The organism is Lysinibacillus sp. BS3 (genome assembly GCF_039614735.1).
GTDB classification, from domain to species: domain Bacteria; phylum Bacillota; class Bacilli; order Bacillales_A; family Planococcaceae; genus Lysinibacillus; species Lysinibacillus capsici.
Window position 1 is genome coordinate 4,351,174 of record NZ_CP154860.1, and the last position, 22,279, is coordinate 4,373,452.

General features: G+C 37.3%; 21 protein-coding genes. 13 read left to right on the forward strand and 8 right to left on the reverse strand.

Annotation, left to right across the window (positions count from 1 at the left end; translation table 11 throughout):
- Window positions 1-200: 200 nt before the first annotated feature.
- The 9 genes from dnaG to AAJG31_RS21700 all read left to right on the forward strand — a co-directional run bounded on the left by dnaG (window position 201) and on the right by AAJG31_RS21700 (window position 8,164).
- Complete coding sequence (gene dnaG / locus AAJG31_RS21660; RefSeq protein ID WP_083225209.1) at window positions 201-2,033, forward strand: DNA primase; 1,833 nt, start codon at window positions 201-203, stop codon at window positions 2,031-2,033.
- A 32-nt stretch (window positions 2,034-2,065) separates the two neighbouring features.
- The gene (gene rpoD, locus AAJG31_RS21665) at window positions 2,066-3,193 is read left to right on the forward strand and encodes an RNA polymerase sigma factor RpoD (protein WP_004227165.1); all 1,128 of its coding nucleotides are present in this window, start codon (window positions 2,066-2,068) and stop codon (window positions 3,191-3,193) included.
- A gap of 245 nt (window positions 3,194-3,438) precedes the next feature.
- Complete coding sequence (locus tag AAJG31_RS21670) at window positions 3,439-4,005, forward strand: hypothetical protein (protein ID WP_004227167.1); 567 nt, start codon at window positions 3,439-3,441, stop codon at window positions 4,003-4,005.
- A gap of 462 nt (window positions 4,006-4,467) precedes the next feature.
- Complete coding sequence (gene cccA, locus AAJG31_RS21675) at window positions 4,468-4,830, forward strand: cytochrome c550 (RefSeq protein WP_016993532.1); 363 nt, start codon at window positions 4,468-4,470, stop codon at window positions 4,828-4,830.
- A 164-nt stretch (window positions 4,831-4,994) separates the two neighbouring features.
- Window positions 4,995-5,687, forward strand: coding sequence for a tRNA (adenine(22)-N(1))-methyltransferase TrmK (locus AAJG31_RS21680; protein WP_048392198.1), 693 nt, complete (start codon window positions 4,995-4,997; stop codon window positions 5,685-5,687).
- A gap of 1 nt (window position 5,688) precedes the next feature.
- Window positions 5,689-6,810, forward strand: coding sequence for a Nif3-like dinuclear metal center hexameric protein (locus tag AAJG31_RS21685; RefSeq protein ID WP_048392199.1), 1,122 nt, complete (start codon window positions 5,689-5,691; stop codon window positions 6,808-6,810).
- 14 nt (window positions 6,811-6,824) lie between these two features.
- Window positions 6,825-7,049 (forward strand): hypothetical protein, encoded by a 225-nt coding sequence (locus AAJG31_RS21690; RefSeq protein WP_048392200.1) that lies wholly within the window; start codon window positions 6,825-6,827, stop codon window positions 7,047-7,049.
- 112 nt (window positions 7,050-7,161) lie between these two features.
- Window positions 7,162-7,410 (forward strand): DUF2164 domain-containing protein, encoded by a 249-nt coding sequence (locus tag AAJG31_RS21695; RefSeq protein WP_048392201.1) that lies wholly within the window; start codon window positions 7,162-7,164, stop codon window positions 7,408-7,410.
- A gap of 214 nt (window positions 7,411-7,624) precedes the next feature.
- Window positions 7,625-8,164: an NADPH-dependent FMN reductase gene (locus AAJG31_RS21700; RefSeq protein ID WP_048392202.1), complete on the forward strand. Its 540-nt coding sequence runs from the start codon at window positions 7,625-7,627 to the stop codon at window positions 8,162-8,164.
- A gap of 65 nt (window positions 8,165-8,229) precedes the next feature.
- On the opposite strand, the gene AAJG31_RS21705 is transcribed toward AAJG31_RS21700, so the two are convergent.
- Window positions 8,230-8,409 carry a hypothetical protein gene (locus AAJG31_RS21705; RefSeq protein WP_054550103.1) on the reverse strand — a complete coding sequence of 60 codons (180 nt, stop codon included), beginning with the start codon at window positions 8,407-8,409 and terminating at the stop codon, window positions 8,230-8,232.
- Between the two features lie 261 nt (window positions 8,410-8,670).
- Here AAJG31_RS21705 and AAJG31_RS21710 point away from each other — a divergent pair, with 261 nt between their 5' ends.
- Window positions 8,671-9,297 carry a hypothetical protein gene (locus AAJG31_RS21710; RefSeq protein ID WP_112118222.1) on the forward strand — a complete coding sequence of 209 codons (627 nt, stop codon included), beginning with the start codon at window positions 8,671-8,673 and terminating at the stop codon, window positions 9,295-9,297.
- A gap of 73 nt (window positions 9,298-9,370) precedes the next feature.
- Here the strand turns inward: AAJG31_RS21710 and AAJG31_RS21715 are convergent, their stop codons facing one another.
- From AAJG31_RS21715 to AAJG31_RS21725, 3 genes are all read right to left on the reverse strand, one after another.
- Window positions 9,371-9,907, reverse strand: a complete 537-nt coding sequence (locus AAJG31_RS21715) for a hypothetical protein (RefSeq protein WP_279495604.1) — start codon at window positions 9,905-9,907, stop codon at window positions 9,371-9,373.
- A 154-nt stretch (window positions 9,908-10,061) separates the two neighbouring features.
- The gene (locus tag AAJG31_RS21720; RefSeq protein ID WP_016993523.1) at window positions 10,062-11,321 is read right to left on the reverse strand and encodes a dicarboxylate/amino acid:cation symporter; all 1,260 of its coding nucleotides are present in this window, start codon (window positions 11,319-11,321) and stop codon (window positions 10,062-10,064) included.
- A 264-nt stretch (window positions 11,322-11,585) separates the two neighbouring features.
- A complete protein-coding gene (locus tag AAJG31_RS21725) occupies window positions 11,586-12,635 on the reverse strand; it encodes a TRAP transporter substrate-binding protein (RefSeq protein WP_048392207.1) in 1,050 nt (349 codons plus the stop codon).
- Between the two features lie 150 nt (window positions 12,636-12,785).
- On the opposite strand from AAJG31_RS21725, the gene AAJG31_RS21730 reads away from it, so the two are divergent.
- Together AAJG31_RS21730 and AAJG31_RS21735 are read left to right on the forward strand one after the other, a co-directional pair.
- Window positions 12,786-14,327 (forward strand): sensor histidine kinase, encoded by a 1,542-nt coding sequence (locus AAJG31_RS21730; protein WP_167444839.1) that lies wholly within the window; start codon window positions 12,786-12,788, stop codon window positions 14,325-14,327.
- 17 nt (window positions 14,328-14,344) lie between these two features.
- Window positions 14,345-15,046, forward strand: coding sequence for a response regulator (locus tag AAJG31_RS21735; protein WP_279495603.1), 702 nt, complete (start codon window positions 14,345-14,347; stop codon window positions 15,044-15,046).
- Window positions 15,047-15,093: 47 nt separating this feature from the next.
- Here AAJG31_RS21735 and AAJG31_RS21740 read toward each other — a convergent pair whose 3' ends face one another.
- The 4 genes from AAJG31_RS21740 to AAJG31_RS21755 form a co-directional block, all read right to left on the reverse strand.
- Entirely contained in the window at window positions 15,094-16,062 is a 969-nt protein-coding gene (locus AAJG31_RS21740; protein ID WP_048392210.1) for a 4-hydroxy-3-methylbut-2-enyl diphosphate reductase, read from the reverse strand.
- A 76-nt stretch (window positions 16,063-16,138) separates the two neighbouring features.
- Entirely contained in the window at window positions 16,139-16,633 is a 495-nt protein-coding gene (gene vrrA, locus AAJG31_RS21745) for a VrrA/YqfQ family protein (RefSeq protein WP_004227219.1), read from the reverse strand.
- Between the two features lie 161 nt (window positions 16,634-16,794).
- Window positions 16,795-17,502 (reverse strand): response regulator transcription factor, encoded by a 708-nt coding sequence (locus tag AAJG31_RS21750; protein ID WP_004227221.1) that lies wholly within the window; start codon window positions 17,500-17,502, stop codon window positions 16,795-16,797.
- Window positions 17,495-20,200: a sensor histidine kinase KdpD gene (locus AAJG31_RS21755; protein ID WP_279495602.1), complete on the reverse strand. Its 2,706-nt coding sequence runs from the start codon at window positions 20,198-20,200 to the stop codon at window positions 17,495-17,497. Before AAJG31_RS21755 ends, AAJG31_RS21750 begins: the two co-directional genes overlap by 8 nt.
- A gap of 373 nt (window positions 20,201-20,573) precedes the next feature.
- Here AAJG31_RS21755 and kdpA point away from each other — a divergent pair, with 373 nt between their 5' ends.
- Entirely contained in the window at window positions 20,574-22,268 is a 1,695-nt protein-coding gene (gene kdpA / locus AAJG31_RS21760; RefSeq protein ID WP_279495601.1) for a potassium-transporting ATPase subunit KdpA, read from the forward strand.
- Window positions 22,269-22,279: the final 11 nt, after the last annotated feature.

The window sequence follows — 22,279 nt, forward strand, 5'->3', positions numbered from 1 at the left end:
AATTTTAAACCACCTCGGTTAGCAGAGGCGGTTTTTTTGAGTGGATTTTGAAAATGGTATAGATAAAAACTAATTTTTGTTTTATAATAATAAAATTGTGGTAAAAATATTTATAAGAGAAAAATCCTAATTTTTTGTCGAGAAATAAAGGAATATTAAAACGAATAGCGAATTGTGTTTCTAGAACGCAAATATTAAAGATGGTGATGGATTTGGCAGGGAAGATTCCAGAAGAAGTAATTGAGCAGATTCGCACACAATCAGATATCGTTGATGTTATTAGTGAATACATGCAGCTTACTAAGCGTGGGCGAAATTGGTTTGGTCTCTGTCCATTTCATGGAGAGCAAACACCGTCTTTTTCTGTATCTACAGACAAGCAAATTTTTCATTGCTTTGGTTGTGGTGCAGGGGGCAATGCCATTACTTTTGTAATGGATATTGAAGGCATTTCTTTTCCTGATGCAGTTGTGAAACTTGGGGAACGTGTTGGCATACACTTAGATGTTGAGCCAAGTTTCCCTGGAGGAACGAAAAAGATATCTAAAGCGGAAGAAAGGATGAAAGAAGCACACGCTTTTGCAGCAGATTTTTTTCATCATTTACTGTTGAATACAGAAGATGGTGAAGAACCTTTAAATTATTTGCTAGAAAGAGGATTTACAAGGGAACTTATCGAATCTAATAACATTGGTTGGTCTCTCCCAAGCTTTGATGCATTAACAATATTGCTTGAAAGAAAAGGTTATAACTTACAAGAAATTGCCGAAAGTGGCTTAATCATCAAAAGAGAGGGAGAAGAGCGTTATTTTGATCGTTTTAGAGGACGTATCATGTTTCCTATTCGAGATGAGAATGGTAAAATTATTGCCTTCTCAGGACGTATCCTTTCATCCAATGGTGAGGAAGCAAAATATTTAAATAGTCCAGAATCACCAATTTTCCAAAAAAGTGAAGTGCTGTATAACCTAGATAAAGCACGAACTTCTATCAGAAAAAATCGTCAAGTAGTATTGATGGAAGGATTTATGGACGTTTTAGCAGCCAACTCTGTAGGTGTCATGAATGTTGTTGCGACAATGGGTACTTCGTTAACAAATCAGCATATCACAAAGCTAAAGCGCTTAGTAGAGCAAATTACGATTTGCTATGATGGTGATAATGCTGGATTTGATGCAGCGAAACGAGCGGCGCAGCTACTGCATACAGAGCGATTGAAAGTCGATATTGCCGTGTTGCCAGAAAAATTAGATCCTGATGAATACATTCACACTTTAGGTGGACAAGCATTTAAGGAACAAATTTTGGAAAAACCTCATGCGTATATTGCTTTTATGATGATGCATGCTAGACGCAATAAGAACTTTCAATTTGAAAATGATACGCTTCAATATATTCAAGAAGTTCTTGAGCAGCTAGTGGGAAGATCTTCACCAGTTGAACGAGATTTGTATATACGACAGCTATCAAATGAAACAAACATCTCGGAAGAAGCCATTTATGCCCAATTCCGAAAACTGGAGGCTAATCAGGTACGTTCTGCTAAAGTAGAAATGCCTACACAGATACCTTCAATGCCAGTCACGCAACAACAAAAGCCTATGGACGCAGCCGAACGTGCCGAACGTTTATTACTGGCTCATATGCTTCATAATATAGATGTAGTGGACAGGGTATTACGTAGTGAGCAAAAAGAGCCATTTGTACGAGATGCCTATATGGCAGTTTTTGTTCGCTTAGTTGGATTTTATGAGGAGTATGGTCATCCTGATTATCAACGTTTTGTGGAAATTTTGGATGACGCTGAATTACGAAAAATTGTCATGGAAGCGGCTTTAGTTGAGCGAGATCCAGATCAAGCAGAGGCAGAGGTTATGGACTCTATCCGTCAGCTTCAAAAATATAGAATTGAGCAAGAAATTTATCAAAAGATGCATGAGTCAAAGGAAGCGGAGAAGATGCATGAGTATGCACGTGCACTTGAAATCGCCCAACAGATTATTCATTTAAGAAAATCGTTATCGGCGATTTAACCCGATTCGGTTGTTTAGAAGGAGGAAGGTTTATGGCGGACAAGTCAGAACGTTCAAAAGAGATAGAAGTAGAAATTACATTAGATGATGCAAAAAAATTCCTACAAGAAAAAGCAAAAACAGAGGGTGAAATTTCAATGAAAGAAATTTCAGAGAAACTAACACCTTATGAATTGGAAAACGAAGAAATTTTCCATTTTGCTGAGGATCTTGAAAAGCATAAAGATATTCAAATCATTGGAAAAGAAGAATTTGAAGAAGAAAGTCTAATGAAAGAAGAAGCGAACGAAGAAACTTTCGACTTAAATGATTTGAGTGTGCCACCAGGTGTTAAAATCAATGACCCTGTACGTATGTATTTAAAAGAAATCGGCCGAGTAGATTTATTATCTGCTGAGCAAGAAATTGCACTTGCTGAACGTATTGAGCAAGGGGACGAGGAAGCGCGTAAACGCCTTGCGGAAGCGAACTTACGTCTAGTTGTATCGATTGCAAAACGCTATGTTGGTCGTGGAATGCTATTCCTTGATTTAATTCAAGAAGGAAATATGGGTCTTATTAAGGCTGTTGAAAAATTCGATTATCGTAAAGGATTTAAGTTCTCGACTTACGCTACATGGTGGATTCGTCAGGCGATTACACGCGCAATCGCTGACCAAGCGCGTACGATTCGTATTCCTGTTCATATGGTCGAAACCATTAATAAATTAATACGTGTACAACGTCAACTTTTACAAGATTTAGGTCGTGAGCCTTCTCCAGAGGAAATTGGAGAAGAAATGGATTTAACACCTGAAAAAGTACGTGAAATTTTAAAAATTGCACAAGAACCAGTATCTCTTGAAACACCAATTGGAGAAGAAGATGATTCCCATTTAGGAGACTTTATCGAGGATTCAGAAGCACAATCTCCTTCCGACCATGCAGCCTATGAACTGTTAAAAGAACAATTAGAAGATGTACTAGATACGTTAACAGACCGTGAGGAAAACGTACTTCGTTTACGTTTTGGGTTAGACGATGGTCGCACACGTACATTAGAAGAGGTTGGGAAAGTCTTTGGCGTAACGCGTGAACGTATTCGTCAAATCGAGGCGAAAGCACTAAGAAAATTACGCCATCCTTCTCGTAGTAAACGTTTAAAAGACTTCTTAGAATAAAATTTAAAATAGCTGGAGCTATCCAAGTAGTGAGAAAATGACTAATTGGTATAGCTCCTTTTTTATAGAATTGAAAAGTCAACAAAAAGAAATTAGCCCTGCTATTCACCTATCGATGCTATGCAATCATAGATAATTAGAATGAGGGAAATGCTAGATTTGCGACTTTATACAGATGTGTTTTCAAATAGTGTGAGATAAAATTGTAATACAACCATTATTAAGCAATGTTTGGAGCTAACACTATGACAAATCCTCGCAAAAAAATAATCCTTAATGAAATTTTGTTTTGGAAGCAAAATAAACTTTTACCTGAGCACTATTGTGACTTTTTAGCAGCTCTTTATACGGAGGGGGCTGACATAGAGGAGTTAGAACCAGTGCAACATCCTAAACAAGCGGTCTTGCCATCAGAAAAAAGAAAAATGATCCTATTGGTAGTGGGTCTATGTATCGCCATAATGGCTGTTTTGGCACTCTATTTTACAATGCAATCTTTAACATTGATTTTTACAGTAATCGTGGGAGTAGGTGCATGCATCTTATTTATTGCTGCGTGGCAAATGGCTCGAAAAAAACATCTACTAGCTCCCATTTTTCATGTACTAGCGGCCATCCTGTTATTTAGTATGTCGATCCGCATTTGTACTACATATTTTAGTGGAAATAATACGGTTTTATTTTGCTTGATTGCAGCAAATTGTGTCATTTGGCTTTTGTCAGGTATTAAAATGAAACTTCTATATTTCACAGTCTCAGGTGCTTTAGGATTAATAGCACTAGTTGGGTACTATATCATAAATTTATCCTGATTTAGCAAATGGTATTTCTATCGATGTACAAGGAACTCCATCTACTAAATCAGGTTAGAAACTTAATTGATCTTTAGTGTTTATATAAAACCATAATTTGTGACAATTTATCTATAATAGGGTCAGTATCATGTTAAAGTTTTTACCTCAGAAGATTCAAAATCTGTACGCTAATTAAAAACGTACAGATTTTTTAATTTTGGGTATATCAATGAGTGAAAAGGGTATGATAACAGCATAAATATAATGAAAAAGAAATTGTATAAAAGGATAAATTTGACCAATTTTGGATGTTGGCAAGACATATTTTATCCAATAGATACAGAAATGTCGAATTTGTTACAAACAAAGGAAAACTTAGCGAATAGGGCTTTTCGTTTCTTTGTTAATGAAGTACAATATTAGATGTTGACTGATTCTATATTATAATAGAAGTAGACTTAAAATGAGGAGGGGAAACTTATGAAAAACAATCCAGTCGTTCCTTACATCTTAATTCTGGCATTTGGTATTGGTCTTATTTTCTTCATGTCTTTACAAGGTGCAGATAACAAGAAAGAAATTGCTGCTGAACATGAGGGTGGTGGCGAAACTACTACAGAAACAACAGATGCAGAAGCTGATGGTTCAGCACTAGTACAATCTTGTATCGGTTGTCATGGTGGTGACTTAACTGGTAGTATGGGTCCAAATCTACATGGCTTAGATGAAGCACATATCGTAGAAGTTTTAACAAAGGGTATCGAAGGTACTCCAATGCAACCAAACATGAAAACTGAAGAGGAAGCAAAAGCAATCGCTGAATACATTTCTACTTTAGAATAGTAAAACTGACAAGTAGCTGTACTGAAATAGTACAGCTACTTTTTAGATTTAAGCATCATGAAGATGGGGTTGTCCACATAGAAATGTGAGACAACTCCATTTGTTTTTTTTCACGACATCATCCATACTATTAATGGACTCTATTGAAGATAGGCGGTATAAAAATGAACGCACAAAAACTTTCAAAGCGATTAGAAGCAGTAGCGAAATTTGTTCCTACAGGAGCAGTCATGGCGGATATTGGTAGTGACCATGCCTATCTACCATGCTATTTAATTCACAAAGGGACTGCCTCATATGCCATAGCAGGGGAAGTTGTAAAAGGACCCTATGAATCGGCGGTAGGACAAGTACAGAAGGAAAACTTAACTGAAAAAATTACAGTACGCCTTGCAGACGGTTTAGCAGCGATAGAAGAAGCTGACCATGTGGATACGGTGACAATAGCAGGCATGGGTGGACCATTAATTGTTTCCATTCTAGAGAAGCATCCAGAAAAGCTTCAAGGTGTCACACGTCTAATCCTACAGCCAAATATTCACGCCAAGGTTATCCGTGAGTGGGCTTTAGCACATCAATGGGCGATTCTTGATGAAGAGATTTTAGAGGAAGATGATAAAATCTATGAAATCCTTGTGTTACAAAGAGGGCAAATGGAGCTCTCTACAGCAGAGATTTTGTTTGGACCTAAGCTAAGCCTGCGTAAATCGCCAGCATTTACGAAAAAATGGTTGCGTGAAAAAGACAATTGGCAACGTGTACTACAATCCATTGAAGGAGCAGAACAAACACCTGAAATTGAAGAAAAGCGTGCAGAGTTAACGGCTCTGATACATTTAGTAGAAGGAGTTTTGTAAGATGAAAACGGTAAATGGCCAAGAAGTTATTCAAGTGTTCGAAGCATGGTCGCCCAAAAAACTAGCTTGTATGGACAATGATCCAATTGGACTAGCGATAGGGACCCTCAACAAACCTGTAAGTAAAGTTTTGGTGACGTTAGATGTCAATGAAGCCGTGGCAAATGAGGCAATAGAAAAAGGCTGTGAGCTGATTATCGCACATCATCCACCAATCTTTAGACGCCTAGCGAATATCCGCACAGATCATCCAGCAGGGCGCTTATATGAAAAGCTCATTAAACACGATATTGCTGTATATGCCGCTCATACAAATTTAGATGTAGCCGAAGGTGGGGTAAATGATTTATTAGCAGATGCCCTACAGCTAAAAAACCGGTCAATATTAGAAGAAACGTATGCTGAGAATTTGTTGAAGCTGGCAGTCTTTATACCAACTGCTAATGCCCAAGCATTACGTGAGGCGCTTGCAAAAGCTGGGGCGGGTCGTATTGGCGACTATGAAGCATGTAGTTATACAACGACTGGAGAAGGTCGGTTCCGTGCATTAGCAGGAGCTAATCCGTTCGTTGGCTCTGTTGGTGAATTACATGTGGAGGAAGAAGTAAAGGTAGAAGTTGTTTTTCCTGAATCTATTAAAGGCCGCGTGTTAAAGGCCATGCTTACTAGTCATCCTTATGAGGAGCCTGCCTATGATGTGATACGTCTTGAGCAGCAAACAAATGTGATGGGATTAGGGCGTGTAGGTTACTTAACAAAGGACATGACGTTACAACAATTTGCTGAATTCGTTAAACAGCAACTAGATGTGCCAGCTGTGCGTGTAGTGGGTGATTTACAATCGAAGGTCAGCAAGGTTGCGCTTGTTGGTGGAGATGGTAATAAATATATCTATGCGGCAAAACGTGCAGGAGCTGATGTTTTCTTAACAGGCGATATGTACTTCCATACAGCTCAGGACGCACAAGCCATTGATCTGCAAATAGTAGATCCTGGTCATCATGTAGAAAAGGTAATGATTGCAGGAGTAGCAAAAAAAATGGCTGAACTATGTGAGGATAAAAAATATTTGGTTGAATTCATCCAATCAACGATCCATACAGAACCATTTTTATTTGTATAAGTGAGGGAACTAATATGGCTAATGAAAGACCAGCTGGTAATAAAGCAGGCAAGCTATGGATCATGATTGGTTTATTCATCGTTGTTTTTGGTATTGGTATGACGGTGATGACCAATATGGTCAATGATAAGAAAATCGATGCAATGACACAGCAATGTGAAGATGATGGTGGACAAGCAATTGTAGCAAAGGAGAAAAACTTTTTATCCACTAGCTACTCATTTGAATGTAAACAATGAGATGGGGCTGAACGCTAGCAGTACTAGTGTTTCAGCCTTTTTGAATGCAAGGAATCTATGAACAGTGATAAGATGTAGAGAAAATTGATTAACAGAAGTGGAGAGAGTTGTCTTGTTTATTCGTTTATCTAAAGATCAGCAGGAAATGATTCTTGCTGATATTCAACGTTTTTTTTATAATCAGCGTGATGAAGACATTAGTGAATTTGAAGCTGAACGTATGTTAGATTTTATCAAAGAGCATATTGCCCCCTATATTTATAATGCTGCCTTGTCAGATGCCAAGTATGTTGTGGAAAGACAATACGCCTCTATTGAAGAGGAATTAGAGGCATTGGAGCAGCCCATTAAAACAAAATAATCCTCTTTATCCCTCTAGATTAAATATTTGACAGGAAAGAATGGTTGATGATACCTTAATCTTGAATTAGAGATAATTCAATTCTAACTATTCAGAGCTAATTAACGGGTGATGAATAAAGGGATATTTTTCTGACCAAAATGGTTACGAGTGGCGAACACGTACGATAAACCGTGATGGAGTCACAAGAATGGATGATAAGAGGAGGCGTCATATGTTAAAAATCGGTATTATTTTAGGAAGTACGCGAGAAGGTCGTGTAAGCCCACAAGTTGGAGCTTGGGTAAAGGAAGTTGCGGAAAAACGTCGTGATGCGGAATATGAAATAATTGATATCGCTGAATTTAAATTACCATTTTTAGGGGAACCAGGTGGAGATACTTCTGGGGTAGCTGCATGGTCAGAAAAAGTAGCAGCTTGTGACGGCTTTGTCTTTATTGTTGCGGAGTACAATCACTCCATTACAGGTGCATTAAAAAATGCATTAGATTATTTACGAGTTGAATGGAACAATAAAGCTGCTGGTATTGTCTCTTATGGTTCTGTTGGAGGTGCGCGTGCAGCAGAGCATCTACGAGGAATTCTCGGAGAATTGCTAGTTGCAGATGTTCGAGTACATCCAGCATTATCATTATTTACTGATTTTGAAAACGGCTCTGTCTTTAAACCAAAAGAGGTGCAAGCAGATTCAGTTCATCAAATGTTAGATCAGCTTGTGCCATGGTCAACTGCTTTGAAAACAATTCGATCCTAAACTTAAAGCTTTGATTCAGACGGCCGCTTTCAGAAAGCGGTCGTTTTTTGATGAGGTAAAATCCATTAATGTTTGATTTCTTCAAGGACTTTTTCCTTTAAATCATTCTCCATCGAAGATAGTTTTACTGTATTGGTGAGACGCTCTTTTAGTTCTTTATCTGTCATAATGCCACGTTCCTCTAAGATTTGTACAAGCAGATTTAATGTTAGTATATTTTTAATATCCGCTGCTTTTGATGCCATATAAAACCCTCCATAATGATAGAATTACTACTTCTTAAGTGTACTCCTTTTTGAGAAGCATGACACAGAAAGGACAAAACAAAGCAAATTTATTTCGCGTCCCGGAATATATAGGGAAAAATAAGCGATACAATTTCCCTTATGAAGAGTGGAGATACTGTATGGAAACTGCATTTTAGTATGAAAAGTATGTGCTGTTTCAAGCTAGAAAAGCGAATATTGTAGTAAAAGGGGACATACCTTCCTATCAGGAGGGATTCAATGGGTAAACGGTTTGGGCTTGTCATCGGACTGTTGGTAGTCATTATATCTATGTTGGTCCTATTTGATAGATTTGCAGGAGAGAAAAGGTCAGAAGCAAATAAAGAGGCTCAATCGCTTATAACAAATGAAGAGTTGAGTCTGGCTCGATTGAAGGATAAGCTACTTGAAAAGTATGTCGGCATTGACGTTAAAACGACGGAAGAAAAGGAATTAGTAATCCAAGTTGTAGGCGGAGAAGACTATTTCCAGTCAATTAAAAAAGATATGGAATCCATAGCAAAAAATGCTTTAAAAACGTCTCCCTTAAAGGACTATCCCATAGTTTTTGAAAGATGGGAGTTTACCTCCTTGCTTGATAACAACAAGATAATGGGGGATGATATGAACCTTTTGATGGAAGATTTAATTGCGGGCTTAGAAGCTTTTGACGTATATGAATATTTAGTTATTGAAAATCGAACAACCATTACCATACAAACAACGATAAAGGGCGCTACGCATGAGGCACTTGAGTTAGCTTTAAGGATGGAAGAAGCCATCAAGAAGATTGTACAAGCAAAAGCATCACAAAATACTTCCTATGTTATTAACATATTAAATACCCAACGAGAAAAAATAAATTAGCTGTGTAGAAAAATAACATAGGATTAAGGCATCGAGATTTTAATGCTCGATGCCTTTGACATGTTTAAAGCAGCTATGTAGTTGTTGCAAAGAGAGCTTGATAAAGAGTTGCTAGGAGTGCAACAAAGCGCATATCATCCGCTTGGAAAAGCTTAAACTGTATACCTATCTGTACTAGCTCAGTCTCAATAGAGCTTGCACTCGCAATCTTTTCATCATTGCAATATAAATAAGCAGTAGAGGTAAAATCCTTTTCAAAACGAAATTCTAAATCGTCCATTGTAAATGAATAAGAGGATTCTAATAATTGCACTGTTTTCCGTTGAATGGGTATCAAGCTGCCATCAGGCATAACAATTTGATGGCTGACTCCTTTTGTTAACAGGGTAGATTGTACTTGAAAAAGTGGTGCACCTAATGTAGTTCGTGTCTCATAACGGTACGGTAATGTTTGCTGTGCAGCTACCAGCAAGACAGCATTCAGTACTTTACCAGCAGAGGTACGCTCCATTTTTTGAAGTACACATACTGTTTCGTTGTGTTCATTCACGATTGGAATATCAGTGAAGCTTTTAAAGCCCTTCGGATAGGTAAGTGTAAAAGTTGTCATAAAGAAACCTCCAGTCATTATTTATACGAGTAGGTAGTTGAGGAGGTTTCAAGAAACTAGCTCTACGGTGTTTTTTATCTACTTGCCTCTTTATAAATAAAAGAACAGGCTGCTGAAGTAGCAAATTATTTCCGCTTTCAGCAGCCTGTTCATTTTATGACATTTGGGTATGACCGGATAGAGCACGCTTTTCCTGCTCTGTATCAAATTCTTTTTCCATTTTTGACACGACCACTGTTGCTACACCATTACCAATTAGATTTGTAACTGCACGTGCTTCTGACATGAAACGATCTACGCCGATTAAAAGGGCAATCCCCTCTACTGGGATCATCGGGAATGCTGCTAATGTTGCTGCAAGTGTAATAAAGCCAGAGCCTGTTACACCAGCTGCCCCTTTAGAAGTAAGCATTAAGATGGCTAATAACGTAATTTGATGCCAAACATCTAAATCCACACCATAGGCTTGCGCAATAAAGATAGCAGCCATTGATAAGTAAATGGATGTTCCATCTAAGTTAAATGAATAGCCTGTAGGAATCACTAGCCCAACCACTTGCTTTGAACAACCATAGTTTTCAAGCTTACGCATCATGGAAGGTAATGCAGATTCAGATGAAGATGTTCCGATAACGATAAAGATTTCATCTTTAATGTACTTGATAAATTTAAAAATACTAAAGCCAAAATAATGGGTAATCAATCCAATGATCACAACAATAAAAATGAACATTGTAATGTAAACAGATAGCATTAAAAATCCTAAGTTTCCTAATGATTTAAGTCCAAAATTTCCGATTGTATAACTCATGGCACCAAACGCACCAATAGGAGAAATTTTCATCACCATGTTAACGATTTTAAAGAAAATATCTGCAACTTGCTCGAAAAATTTAATAACAGGTTTAGCTGGTTCACCAATCGCCGCCGCAGCTAGTCCAAATAAAACAGCTGAGAACAAGACTGGTAATAATTCACCATTTGCTAAAGCACCAACTACATTTTCAGGAATTATTTGCATAATAAATGCACCTAAACCATGCTCTGCAGCCGCTGCTTCTGTATATTGTGAAACATCAGCACCGCTTGCTGCATCTGTATTAAAACCTTTACCTGGTTGAACAATATTGACAACGATTAAGCCAATTGCAAGGGCAAAAGTTGAAACAATTTCAAAATAAATTAAAGCTTTTCCACCAATTTTACCAACCTTTTTGACATCCCCCATGCTACCAATGCCGATTACGACTGTTAGGAAGATAATTGGTGCTATTAACATTTTAATAAGTTTAATAAATATATCCGCCAAGATTTTGAGCTTTGCCCCGAATTCTGGGAATGTTGCTCCGACGATAATCCCTAGTACAATGGCAATCAATACTTGTACTGTTAAGTTTTTAAAATTTATCCGCATATAGTTCTCCCCCTACAACATCTATGAATATTGTGTGAACGCTTTCATGTGGTTATCATAGCTGAAATTTTCCGACAATAGTGTTTATGACCGTAATGGTTGTATTGTTCATTTTGTTCATTCTGAGAGAAAGGGGGTATTAAGGCTAGTAATATCAAGGGTTTTAAGCTGTTTTATAGTAGTTGTGAGATTCGCGAATCTATTATAATACAATAGAAAAAATCCTTACGTTTTGTAAGGATTTTTCATTAATGAACAAAAGTATTAGGGATCAACGATTTTTTCAATCTCTGCTAAGATTTGATCGTTTTGAATATGGGCTCTATAAAAATCATAAACAGGTGCAAGTTGTTCCTTAAAGCGCTGTCTTTCTTGGGGACTCATTGTATACACATCAAAATCATCTAGCTGTTTCAGCTTGTCCATATCTTGTTCATTCATAAGTTCAGCCTGCTCAAATTGCCAATCGGTTGTTTCTTTCATAGCATCCAACAACTGATGCTGAATTTTGATAGGTAGAGAATTCCAAAAGGTTTCATTCATTAACACAGCATAGCCTAAAATCCCATGCTGAGTGATAGTCATATGCTTTTGTACTTTGTAAAAACCCTTTGAATAGATATTAGAAGCGGTATTTTCTTGTGCGTCTATTGCATGCTTCTCTAAATCCGAAAAGACCTCACTAAAAGAAATAGGTATAGGTGTTGCTTTGACCACTTCAAATTGCTTTTCTAATGTTTTACTTGGCATCGTACGCACTCGTAAGCCCTGTAAATCTTCAAAGTTATGAATAGGCTGCTCAACAGAGGTTAGATGCTTAAACCCATTGTACCAAAAGCCAAGCCCTTTAATATGGAACGGCTCTAGCTCATTAACCAATTGTTCACCAATAGAACCCGTTAGGACTTCCTTTACTTCCTCATTTGTATTAAACAGAAAGGGTAAATCAAGCACCTGCCAATTAGGAACATAAGCTGTCATTTTAGAAAAAGTAGGGATGATCATTTCCACTTCTCCCTTTTGCAATGCCTGAAATTCATTTTCATCATTAAATAAAGAGGAGTTGGAGTAGACATGTACTTTGACCTTCCCGTTTGTTTTTTCTTCTACTAGCTCAGCAAATTTGTTGGCAGCTTGGCCTTTAGGGGTATTTTCAGCGACGACATGACTTAAATGAATTGTTATCTGTGTGTCTAAACCCTTTTGCTCATCATCATAGGGAAGTGGCTTGGCGAATAGTAATCCTTGTTGAACACTGATAGTGAGGATTAACACAAGCACAGTTATAATCGTACCAATAATAAATTTTTTCATTGTATACACCCAATTAATTCGTATTTTCTGATGTTTTTGTTATTCTAACATATGGAGTAAGCTAAAATATAGTAGGAGGGAGGCGGTCAGTTGAAATTTCAGAAGTTATCCATGCAAAGAAAAATTATGTCTCTGACTTTTTTTATTCTCATGCTTTCCTTTAGCATTGGCGGTACTTTTTTGTTAGGTTTTGTCATGAATGAGCAAAAGACCAAACTAAGTGATCAAGCACTCCTTGTAGCAAAAACCGTCTCTCAGCTTCCTGAAATAAAAACATATATTGCTAGTGAAAATTACTATGATGCCGTACAGCATATTAATCCTGTTGTAGAGGAAATCCGTGATATCAATGGGGCAAAATATATTGTTGTTCTTGATATGCAACGACGAAAATATTCCCATCCTAATAGCCAGGAACTTGGTCGAATATCTCAATCTGGAGATTTAAACGCCGCTTTTTCAGAGCATTACTATACGTCGATTGCACGTGGAGAACATGGTAATATGGTTCGTGCGTTTGTTCCGATTATGAACCATGAAGGACAACAAATAGGTGTTACAGTAGTAGGGTACAGTGTTCTTACGGTAGTGGAGTTACTGCAAACAATGCAAACCGAACTAATGGTTACTGTACTATTATCGTTACTATTTAGTGTATGGGGAGCACGAACATTGGGGCTTCATATGAAAAAGCAAATGTTTGGGTTAGAGCCGCATGAAATTGCCAAAATGTATGTAGAACGTACAGAAACGTTTAATGCCATGCACGAAGGCATCATTGCTATCGATAATGATTTGACCATTACGATTTTTAATGAAAAAGCCTGTGATATCTTAGGCGTTTATGAAAAACCCTCTACATTGATTGGACAGAAAATCTTTCATGTCTTGCCAGATACACGACTTCCTGAAATTTTAGAGCTGGATCAGCCGTTATTTAATCGTGAGCTGTATATTAATAATCATAGTATTATGAGTAATCGAATTCCGATACAGGTGAATGGTGAAACTGTTGGGGCAGTGGCCATGTTTAAAGACCGTACGGAAGTGAAAAAGCTTGCCGAAGAATTAACAGGCGTTAGAGCATTTGTCCAAGCCCTTCGTGTACAAACTCATGAACATAAAAATAAACTGCATACGATAGCGGGTCTTTTACAGCTAGGTCATCATGAACAGGCACTTTCTTACTTAACACAAGTGAAGGAAGAGCATGATGAAATCACTAACTTTTTAAACGAACGAATAAAAAATGAAAATATTTCTGGGCTATTGCTCAGTAAAATTTCCTATGCGAAGGAACAAGGAATTCGATTGGAAATTGACCGTGAAAGCCGATTTACATCATTTCCAGCTAATTTGGATCATCATGATTTCGTCATTCTCTTTGGTAATTTGATAGAAAATGCGTTTGATGCATTAAAGGATGTACAGGTCGAGGAGAAGGTGATTCATGTTTCTGTGGATGAAGATGATGACGTATTAGCCATATTAGTAACCGATAATGGTGTTGGCATGACGGAAGAGGTCAAGCAGCACATTTTTGATAATGGTTATTCTACAAAAGAGAAAAACTACCGTGGAATAGGGTTATTTTTAATAAAGGAAATTGTCGAAAAAGGGCAGGGTGACATCGAAGTCATCAGTGAGCCTAACAAAGGAACAAGTTTTTTAATCACCTTTTATTATTCATAATGGATGGAGGGCTAGCAGTGGCACAGATTAGAGTATTATTAATTGAGGATGATCCAATGGTACGAGAGGTAAATCGTCAATTTATTGAAAAGGTAGAGCATTTTCAAGTGGTTGGACAGGCACCTAATGGGTTAGAAGGCATTACGCAAATTTGTCAACTGAAGCCTGATTTAGTTTTTATGGATATTTTTATGCCAGAGCAAGATGGTATTACAAGCTTACGCAGAATACGTGAGCTCGATTTACCAGTAGATGTTATTACCGTGACGGCCGCAAATGATATGGAGACAGTGAAACAGATACTGCATCTAGGTGTTTTTGATTATATTATGAAGCCTTTTTCTTTTGAACGTGTTAAAGGGACACTTGACAATTATTTACGCTTTAACAAGCAAACTCAAACAGAACGAGAGCTCACACAGGGAGAATTAGATCAGTTATTTCATTATCGTGATGGACAAACTATGTTGGATCAATCTGTTACATTGAAATCCGAAAAAAATCTCCCAAAAGGTTTTAATCGTACAACACTTGAAAAGGTTGTGCACTTTTTACAATCGGTGGATGGTGCCTCAGCGGAAGAAGTAGCCAGTGGAATTGGCATTGCCCGCGTAACAGCTAGAAGATATTTAGATTACCTTGAAAAACAAGAGGAAATCACAATGGATGTCCATTATGGTGGCATTGGTCGTCCTATAAACTATTACTTTAGTAAATAAAGAAAATCCTGATTGTCATAATAACAATCAGGATTTTTTGTGATTAACTAATAGGGCATGATTTTATCAACAGGTGTTGGTGTCTTAATCTTTGGCAGAATTTTATCTAGTGTTACTGTACGCTTAATCTCGTGTGTAGATGGATCATTTTCATCAAATTGATCAAGGAAGTTAATAACCTCTTTTACAATTGGTGTTGGCGTAGAAGCACCTGCTGTTACAGCAACGATGTTGATACCTTTTAACCATTCTACTTTTAGCTCTGAAACATCTGCAATTCGATAGGATGGTGTTCCTGCAATTTCTACAGAAACTTGTGTTAAGCGGTTCGAGTTATTGGATTTAGGATCACCTACAACAATAAGTAAATCCGCTTCACCTGCTTGCTGTGCAACAGCCTCTTGACGTACTTGTGTAGCTAAACAGATCTCTTTGTGTACCTCAATATGTGGGAATTTTTCTTTTAAACTATCCATTAAATGGGCGACATCCCATTGGCTCATTGTCGTTTGATTTGTGACAAGTAATTTATCATTCGTTAATTGTAAAGCATCAATATCGTTAGAAGACTGTACTAAGTGGACATGATCCGGGGCAACGCCAATAGCACCCTCTGGTTCGGGATGTCCTTTTTTACCAATATAAATAATGTCATAGCCTTCTGCTGATTTTTCACGAATTAAATCGTGGGTAACTGTTACATCAGGACATGTAGCATCAATGGACACTAAGCCTTTTCGCTTCGCAATCTCACGAATTTCCGGTGAAACACCATGTGCTGTAAAAATGACAGTACCTGTTTCAACTTGTTCAATAATTTCTAGGCGGTTGTCACCATCTAACGTGATGATACCATCCTCTTCAAACGCATCTGTGACGTGTTTATTATGCACAATCATCCCTAAGATGTAGATAGGTCTTGGTAATGTTTTATCAAGTGCGGCGTTACGAGCGATCACCATCGCATCCACAACACCGTAGCAATAGCCACGTGGATTAATTTTTAATACTTGCATGGTGGTTGTGACTCCTTTCAAGCTTACCTATCTACATTATAACGGACAGTGACAGTGAATACAAAGAAACGTTCATTTACATTGGTGGTTGGAAAATACGTGGTTTAGATGGAAGTGGCTCGGGAGGCGTAAATGATGCACTTTGCCTAGATGACCGTCTACTTCCAGCAGCCTTACTATCGCTTCCTGCTGCTTCTGTTGCTCCACCGCCAGCGGAAGGAAGTCCTTGGAATCCTTTATACAATTTTAAAAGTGATGGAATATTTTTCACCATCGGCATAGCTTGTTGGATATAAGGGGTATAGGTTTTGGCTGTATTAAATAAACTGTTGGCTTGCTGTAAAAATGAACCGACTTTCGAAGCTTCTTGCACAGGTGGCATCGGCATTTGCCCTCCAAATGAACCTATTCCATTAGCCATTGGAAAGCCGCCTGGAATTCGTGGTTGAACAGGGAAGCCTCCAGGCGGGAAAAAGGACTGTGGCGACATCTGTGGAGGTGTTTGCATGGGCATGGGCATTCTCATGCCACCCGGATACATTGGGTATGGATAAGGTGGTCGAAATACCATAATGATCTCCTTTCTACTTGTTTTTCATTGATGACATACCTGACTATAGCTATGATATGCAAAGGCTAATAGGAGGGTTCAATAAAGCTACATAAAAGCAAAATGTAATATGGAGTTTGTAAAGTAGAAGTCCAAATACAGCTAGACCTTAGGCTCCATATTCATTCATCCTCTTCATGATAGCGAAGCATTCGGTAGCCTACCCGTACATGTGTCTGAATAAGTTTGGGCTGTGCTGGATTAACTTCTATTTTTTTTCGAAGTGTAGCCATAAAAACTCGTAAACTTGGAACATCTGATTGAAGAGCATTTTGCCAGATTTCCTTTAAAATATAATTATGTGTTAGAACTTTCCCAACATTTTTGGATAAAACAATTAAAAGCTTATATTCAATCGGCGTCACATGTATTTCTTTTCCATTTACAAATACTGTATGATCAACATAATTAATTTGAAGATAACCATTTGTGAAAATGGGATTCTCTTTTTCAAGTGGTTGTTCATAGGCCATTCTTCTTAAGGCAACCCGAATTCTTGCTAATAATTCTTCCACACTAAATGGCTTTGTTACATAATCATCTGCACCTGCATCCAAAGCATTAATTTTATCATGTTCTTCTCCACGAGCACTTACGACGATAATTGGTGTTTGATTCCAACTTCTAATTTTTGTGATTAGTTCTACGCCATCTATGTCTGGTAGACCTAAATCTAAAATAAAAACGTCAGGTTTTATGGTAAGAGCCTTTTGAAGGGCACTATTACCATCACGTGCAATGTCGAATTCATAATGGTTTGTCGCTAATGTCATTTTAATTAAATTGGCAATTGCTACATCGTCCTCAACTACTAGAATTCTTTTACTCATCAAATTTCATTACTCCTTTTTTCAGCGAAAAGTTAAAAATCGTTCCTTGTGGTTTATTATCTGAAACGTTTATGCTGCTACCATGTAATTTTAAAATTGTTTGACAGAGTGCTAAGCCTAAACCAAGACCACGTCTACTATCACTGCGTTGTACTTTTCCAGTTGTAAATGGCTCAAACAAGCTACTTTTTAAAGCGTCATCGATTCCAGGCCCATTGTCAGAAATACTAAAACTTACGAATCCATCTGATTCTTTCACTATGATCGTAATGGCACTACCTGGTGGGGTGTAAGTCAATGCATTATCGATGATATTAATGAAAACTTGTATGATGAGTCGAGCATCCATTAAAGCAAATAAAAACTCAGGTTTAATTTCATAAGATATTTTATGTGTATTGTTTTGAGGAATAACATGGGACAGTGCCTCTTGAATAATATCTTCTACTAGTTCAATTTGCATTTCTAACGCAAATTGCCCATCCTCTAACTTAGATACAGCTAGTAAATTTTCAACCATTTGTACAAGCCATTTTGAATTTTTATAAATATCTTCATACAATATATTTTTTTCAATCTCTGGTATTAGTGGTGCATTGTTGAGTAAGATATCTGCATTTCCAGAGATAGCAGTGAGTGGTGTCCTAAGGTCATGAGAGATTGCACGTAAAAGGTTAGCTCGCATCTGTTCCATTTCAGCTTCTCGCGCTACTTCCTCATTAAGTTTCTGTAAATACCATTTATCCAAAGCGAATGAAAAATCATTAATAATGGCGTGCAAAATATTGCGCTCAAATGCAGGCAATGGGGAGACTTTAGATAGGGCAATACCTATAACACCCTTCACATCTCCATTAGAAATAACAGGTATATAATAAGCGTTCACTTCAGGAAAGATGTCTGTAGATACACCTGCTACATGCCTATTATTTGTAACCCAACTAACAACACCACATTCATTTGGATTATCGAAAAGTACAGCTATTTTTTGATTTTCACTACTAGACATTGTTTCAGTACGAAAGAAAGATGATTTCTCAATTACCTGGTTATTTATTTCGAAAAATTGTACAGGCTTTTCTACTAATTTAACAATTTGAGACATGCCTTCAACTATTATTTCTTCAATAGACTTAGCATGTTGAAGCCTACGATTTGTTTCAAGGAGCACCTCCATTCGATAAGATTTACGAATGGCTATAATGGTTTGCTCCTTTATCTTCTTTGTTAAGCTACTCGTAATTACGCCAGAGATAAACATGATAAAAAATGTCATTGGATAGTCACGATGATAAGCATCAAATGAAAATCGAGGCTCTGTAAAAAAGTAATTAAAAAGTAAGACAGCAATAATGGAGTTAATAATACTCATCATCGATCCAGTTGACCAAATAGCAAGGATGAGGACCCCTAAAATGTAAATTGTAATGATGTTTGACTCGCTTATACCAATTGAATATAGATACAAGCCGACAATTGATATGAAGCAAAATACGATAAACATTTTGAACAAATCAAGCCATTCAAATGATAATTTATTACTTATACTAGGAAAATAAAATGGTTCATTTTCTTGATCTGGTACTATGTGTAAGGCTAAGTTCGGAACAAATTCATTCAGGCGGTCACTTATTTTTGTGCTTGGTCGCCACCATTTTTTCCTCATACTTGTTCGTCCGATAACAAGTTTCGTGACCCCACTAATTTGAGCATAATTAGCAAGGGCTGCTGCTACGTCGTCTTCTTGAACGATGACGACATGGCCGCCAAGCTGTTCCACAAGTTTAATGTGTTGTTGTAATCGTTCTGAATTTGCACTACTTCCTTCTTGCTCCTGCAGGTTTTGCACATAAAGAGCAGTAAATTTACCGTGTAATGCTTGTGCAAGTCTTGCAGTGGTTCTAATAACTTTTGCATTTGTAGGAGAGCTACTGATACCAACTAGTAGGTGTTCTTCAATTTGTACAGGGTGTTTGACAGATTCATGGTTGTTTATTTGTTTATAGTTGATTGTATCCGCTGCTCTACGTAATGCGATTTCTCGTAATGACACTAAATTTTGTTTACGGAAAAAAGAATGCAGTGCTTTTTCCGCTTGTTGTTTTGCATAAACTTTACCTTCTTGTAGGCGTTGTATTAGTTCATCTGGTTCAATGTCTACAACTTTTATTTGAGATGCTTGATCAATTAAGTAATCAGGGATACGCTCTCGTACTTTAATGTCAGTAATTTCTTCTACTAAGTCATGAAGGCTTTCAATATGTTGAATATTTACAGTTGTATAAACATGAATCCCCTTTGACAGTAGTTCTTCAACATCTCCAAAACGCTTCTTGTGCCGCATTGTTGGAACATTGGAATGTGCCAATTCATCGATAAGAACAATTTCTGGCTTGCGCTGCAATACGGCATCAATATCTAATTCATAAAAAGCTTTTCCTCTATAGGTTATTTTTTTCGTCGGAATTTGCTCAAGCCCTTCTAGTAAAGCTAACGTATCTGGACGAGGATGCGGTTCTACATAGCCAACCACCACATCTTTACCTAATTTTTGAGCTTGATGTGCTGCATCTAACATTGCGTAAGTTTTACCTACTCCAGCAGCATAACCGAGAAAGATTTTTAAATTCCCTAAAATTTGTTGCTCCTGTTGAAGTCTTGCTAAAAACATCTCAGGAGTTGGACGTGTATTTTCCATCCTCGTTCACCTCATTTGTATTATAGCGTTAACTCCCATTAAGAAAGTATAAAGATTTTGCCTCTTTATGCTTTCTTAATAGAAAAGTAGATTTCCTAACACTACATTAATTTGAAAGTCAGTAAGATGAAAACAACCTAAATGAAGGAGGGGTATTTTATTGATGGACTTTTATATGGTTGTATTGTTACTGATAAGCTTCGCAAGTCTTTTGTCATTAACTACATGGTGCTTCAAACTAGTGGATGAGCAATAAGGAGGAGATAGGAATGTGGATTTTTATCGGGATTGTACTTGTATTCTTGTTTGGTTATCTAGGGCATGCATTACTTTGTCCTGAAAATTATTAAAGGCTGTTAGGAGGTAATGCACTATGTGGCAAATAGCCATAGTATTAATTATTTATTTACCGCTCGTTATCTTAACTGGGCATTATCTATATCGGGTAACATTACATCAAAAAACATGGCTTGATCCTATTTTAGACAAAGTTGATGCAGTAATTTATAAATTGTGTGGCATTAAACAAGTAGATATGAATGGTAAAGAATATGTACTTTCATTAATACTTTCAAATGCAATTATGGTTTTTATTGGATATTTTTTGTTGCGCATTCAATCATTCCTGTTTTTAAATCCAAATAATATTAGCAATATGGAAGCTACACTTTCATTTAACACGATTATTTCTTTTATAACCAATACAAATCTTCAACATTATAGCGGTGAATCTGGACTCAGTTATTTATCACAGATGCTAGTCATTATCTTCATGATGTTTACATCTGCAGCTACTGGTTATGCAGCTTGTATGGCGTTCTGTCGTCGCCTTGTTGCGAAAACAGATACTATTGGGAATTTCTTTATTGATTTTGTTCGTGTTATTACGCGTATTTTAATGCCTATCTCCATCGTTGTTGCCATTATTTTAGTATCTCAAGGGACACCACAAACCTTAAGTGCAAATAAAACAGTACAAACGATCGAAGGAAAATTACAAGATATTGCACTTGGACCTGTTGCTTCTCTAGAATCGATTAAGCATATAGGTACGAATGGTGGGGGCTTTAACGGAGCCAATTCAACAACACCTTTTGAAAATCCAACCGTTCTCTCAAATATAGTGGAGATGTTATCGATGATGCTATTGCCGGGCGCTTGTGTAGTTGCCTTTAGTTTGATGATTGCTTATAGAAAAAAGAAAACTATTTTTGGAAAACAAGGTTTAGCTATTTTTGCAGCAATGAGTATATTGTTTCTACTCGGATTAGTGACTGTGTACATAGCAGAGAAGGCTGGTAATCCAATTATAAGTGAACTCGGTATAACACAGGAGCTAGGGAACATGGAAGGAAAAGAAATGCGTTTTGGAGTAGTACAATCAGCATTATTTACCACTGTCACTACTGCGTTTACAACAGGATCTGTTAACAATATGCACGATACATTGACGCCTCTTGGGGGTCTAGTACCGATGTTTAATATGATGCTAAATGTTGTGTTTGGTGGTAAAGGGGTCGGCCTGATGAACATGATGATGTATGTTCTACTAACAATTTTTATTGCCTGTTTAATGATTGGGCGATCTCCTCAGTTTTTAGGTAAAAAGATTGAAGAGAAAGAAATGAAATTAATTGCTCTATGCATTTTGATTCATCCGGCTATTATTTTGCTATTTTCAGCACTAGCAGTTGTAACACCAACAGGAATAGCAGGCATAACGAATCCAGGTGCTCACGGATTATCACAGGTTTTATATGAATTTGCTTCAGCCTCTGCCAACAACGGCTCAGGGTTCGAAGGGTTAGTAGATAATTCCACATTTTGGAACGTGACAACAGGACTTGCAATGTTCTTTGGACGATATTTAACCATTATCATTCAACTTGCGATTGCGTCACTACTTGCCAAAAAATTTTGGCACAGTGATTCAATAGGAACATTAAAAACGGATAATACTACTTTTACTTTTTTACTAGTGGCTATCGTTTTAATGATTGGTGCCCTAACATTTTTACCAGCTTTAGCACTTGGTCCAATTACAGAGCATTTACAACTTTATTCTTAATGGAGGAGTGA

Bases quoted from the DNA above. Each gene is read 5' to 3' on its own strand.
- AAJG31_RS21720 (WP_016993523.1), bottom strand. From the start codon at position 11,321: ATGCGGATAAATTTTAAAAACTTAACAGTACAAGTATTGATTGCCATT.
- AAJG31_RS21710 (WP_112118222.1), top strand. From the start codon at position 8,671: ATGGGTAAACGGTTTGGGCTTGTCATCGGACTGTTGGTAGTCATTATA.
- AAJG31_RS21750 (WP_004227221.1), bottom strand. From the start codon at position 17,502: ATGAGTAAAAGAATTCTAGTAGTTGAGGACGATGTAGCAATTGCCAAT.
- AAJG31_RS21730 (WP_167444839.1), top strand. From the start codon at position 12,786: ATGCTTTCCTTTAGCATTGGCGGTACTTTTTTGTTAGGTTTTGTCATG.
- AAJG31_RS21690 (WP_048392200.1), top strand. From the start codon at position 6,825: ATGGCTAATGAAAGACCAGCTGGTAATAAAGCAGGCAAGCTATGGATC.
- AAJG31_RS21725 (WP_048392207.1), bottom strand. From the start codon at position 12,635: ATGAAAAAATTTATTATTGGTACGATTATAACTGTGCTTGTGTTAATC.
- AAJG31_RS21700 (WP_048392202.1), top strand. From the start codon at position 7,625: ATGTTAAAAATCGGTATTATTTTAGGAAGTACGCGAGAAGGTCGTGTA.
- kdpA (WP_279495601.1), top strand. From the start codon at position 20,574: ATGTGGCAAATAGCCATAGTATTAATTATTTATTTACCGCTCGTTATC.
- cccA (WP_016993532.1), top strand. From the start codon at position 4,468: ATGAAAAACAATCCAGTCGTTCCTTACATCTTAATTCTGGCATTTGGT.
- AAJG31_RS21680 (WP_048392198.1), top strand. From the start codon at position 4,995: ATGAACGCACAAAAACTTTCAAAGCGATTAGAAGCAGTAGCGAAATTT.
- vrrA (WP_004227219.1), bottom strand. From the start codon at position 16,633: ATGGTATTTCGACCACCTTATCCATACCCAATGTATCCGGGTGGCATG.
- dnaG (WP_083225209.1), top strand. From the start codon at position 201: ATGGTGATGGATTTGGCAGGGAAGATTCCAGAAGAAGTAATTGAGCAG.
- AAJG31_RS21685 (WP_048392199.1), top strand. From the start codon at position 5,689: ATGAAAACGGTAAATGGCCAAGAAGTTATTCAAGTGTTCGAAGCATGG.
- AAJG31_RS21705 (WP_054550103.1), bottom strand. From the start codon at position 8,409: ATGGCATCAAAAGCAGCGGATATTAAAAATATACTAACATTAAATCTG.
- rpoD (WP_004227165.1), top strand. From the start codon at position 2,066: ATGGCGGACAAGTCAGAACGTTCAAAAGAGATAGAAGTAGAAATTACA.
- AAJG31_RS21715 (WP_279495604.1), bottom strand. From the start codon at position 9,907: ATGACAACTTTTACACTTACCTATCCGAAGGGCTTTAAAAGCTTCACT.
- AAJG31_RS21740 (WP_048392210.1), bottom strand. From the start codon at position 16,062: ATGCAAGTATTAAAAATTAATCCACGTGGCTATTGCTACGGTGTTGTG.
- AAJG31_RS21670 (WP_004227167.1), top strand. From the start codon at position 3,439: ATGACAAATCCTCGCAAAAAAATAATCCTTAATGAAATTTTGTTTTGG.
- AAJG31_RS21755 (WP_279495602.1), bottom strand. From the start codon at position 20,200: ATGGAAAATACACGTCCAACTCCTGAGATGTTTTTAGCAAGACTTCAA.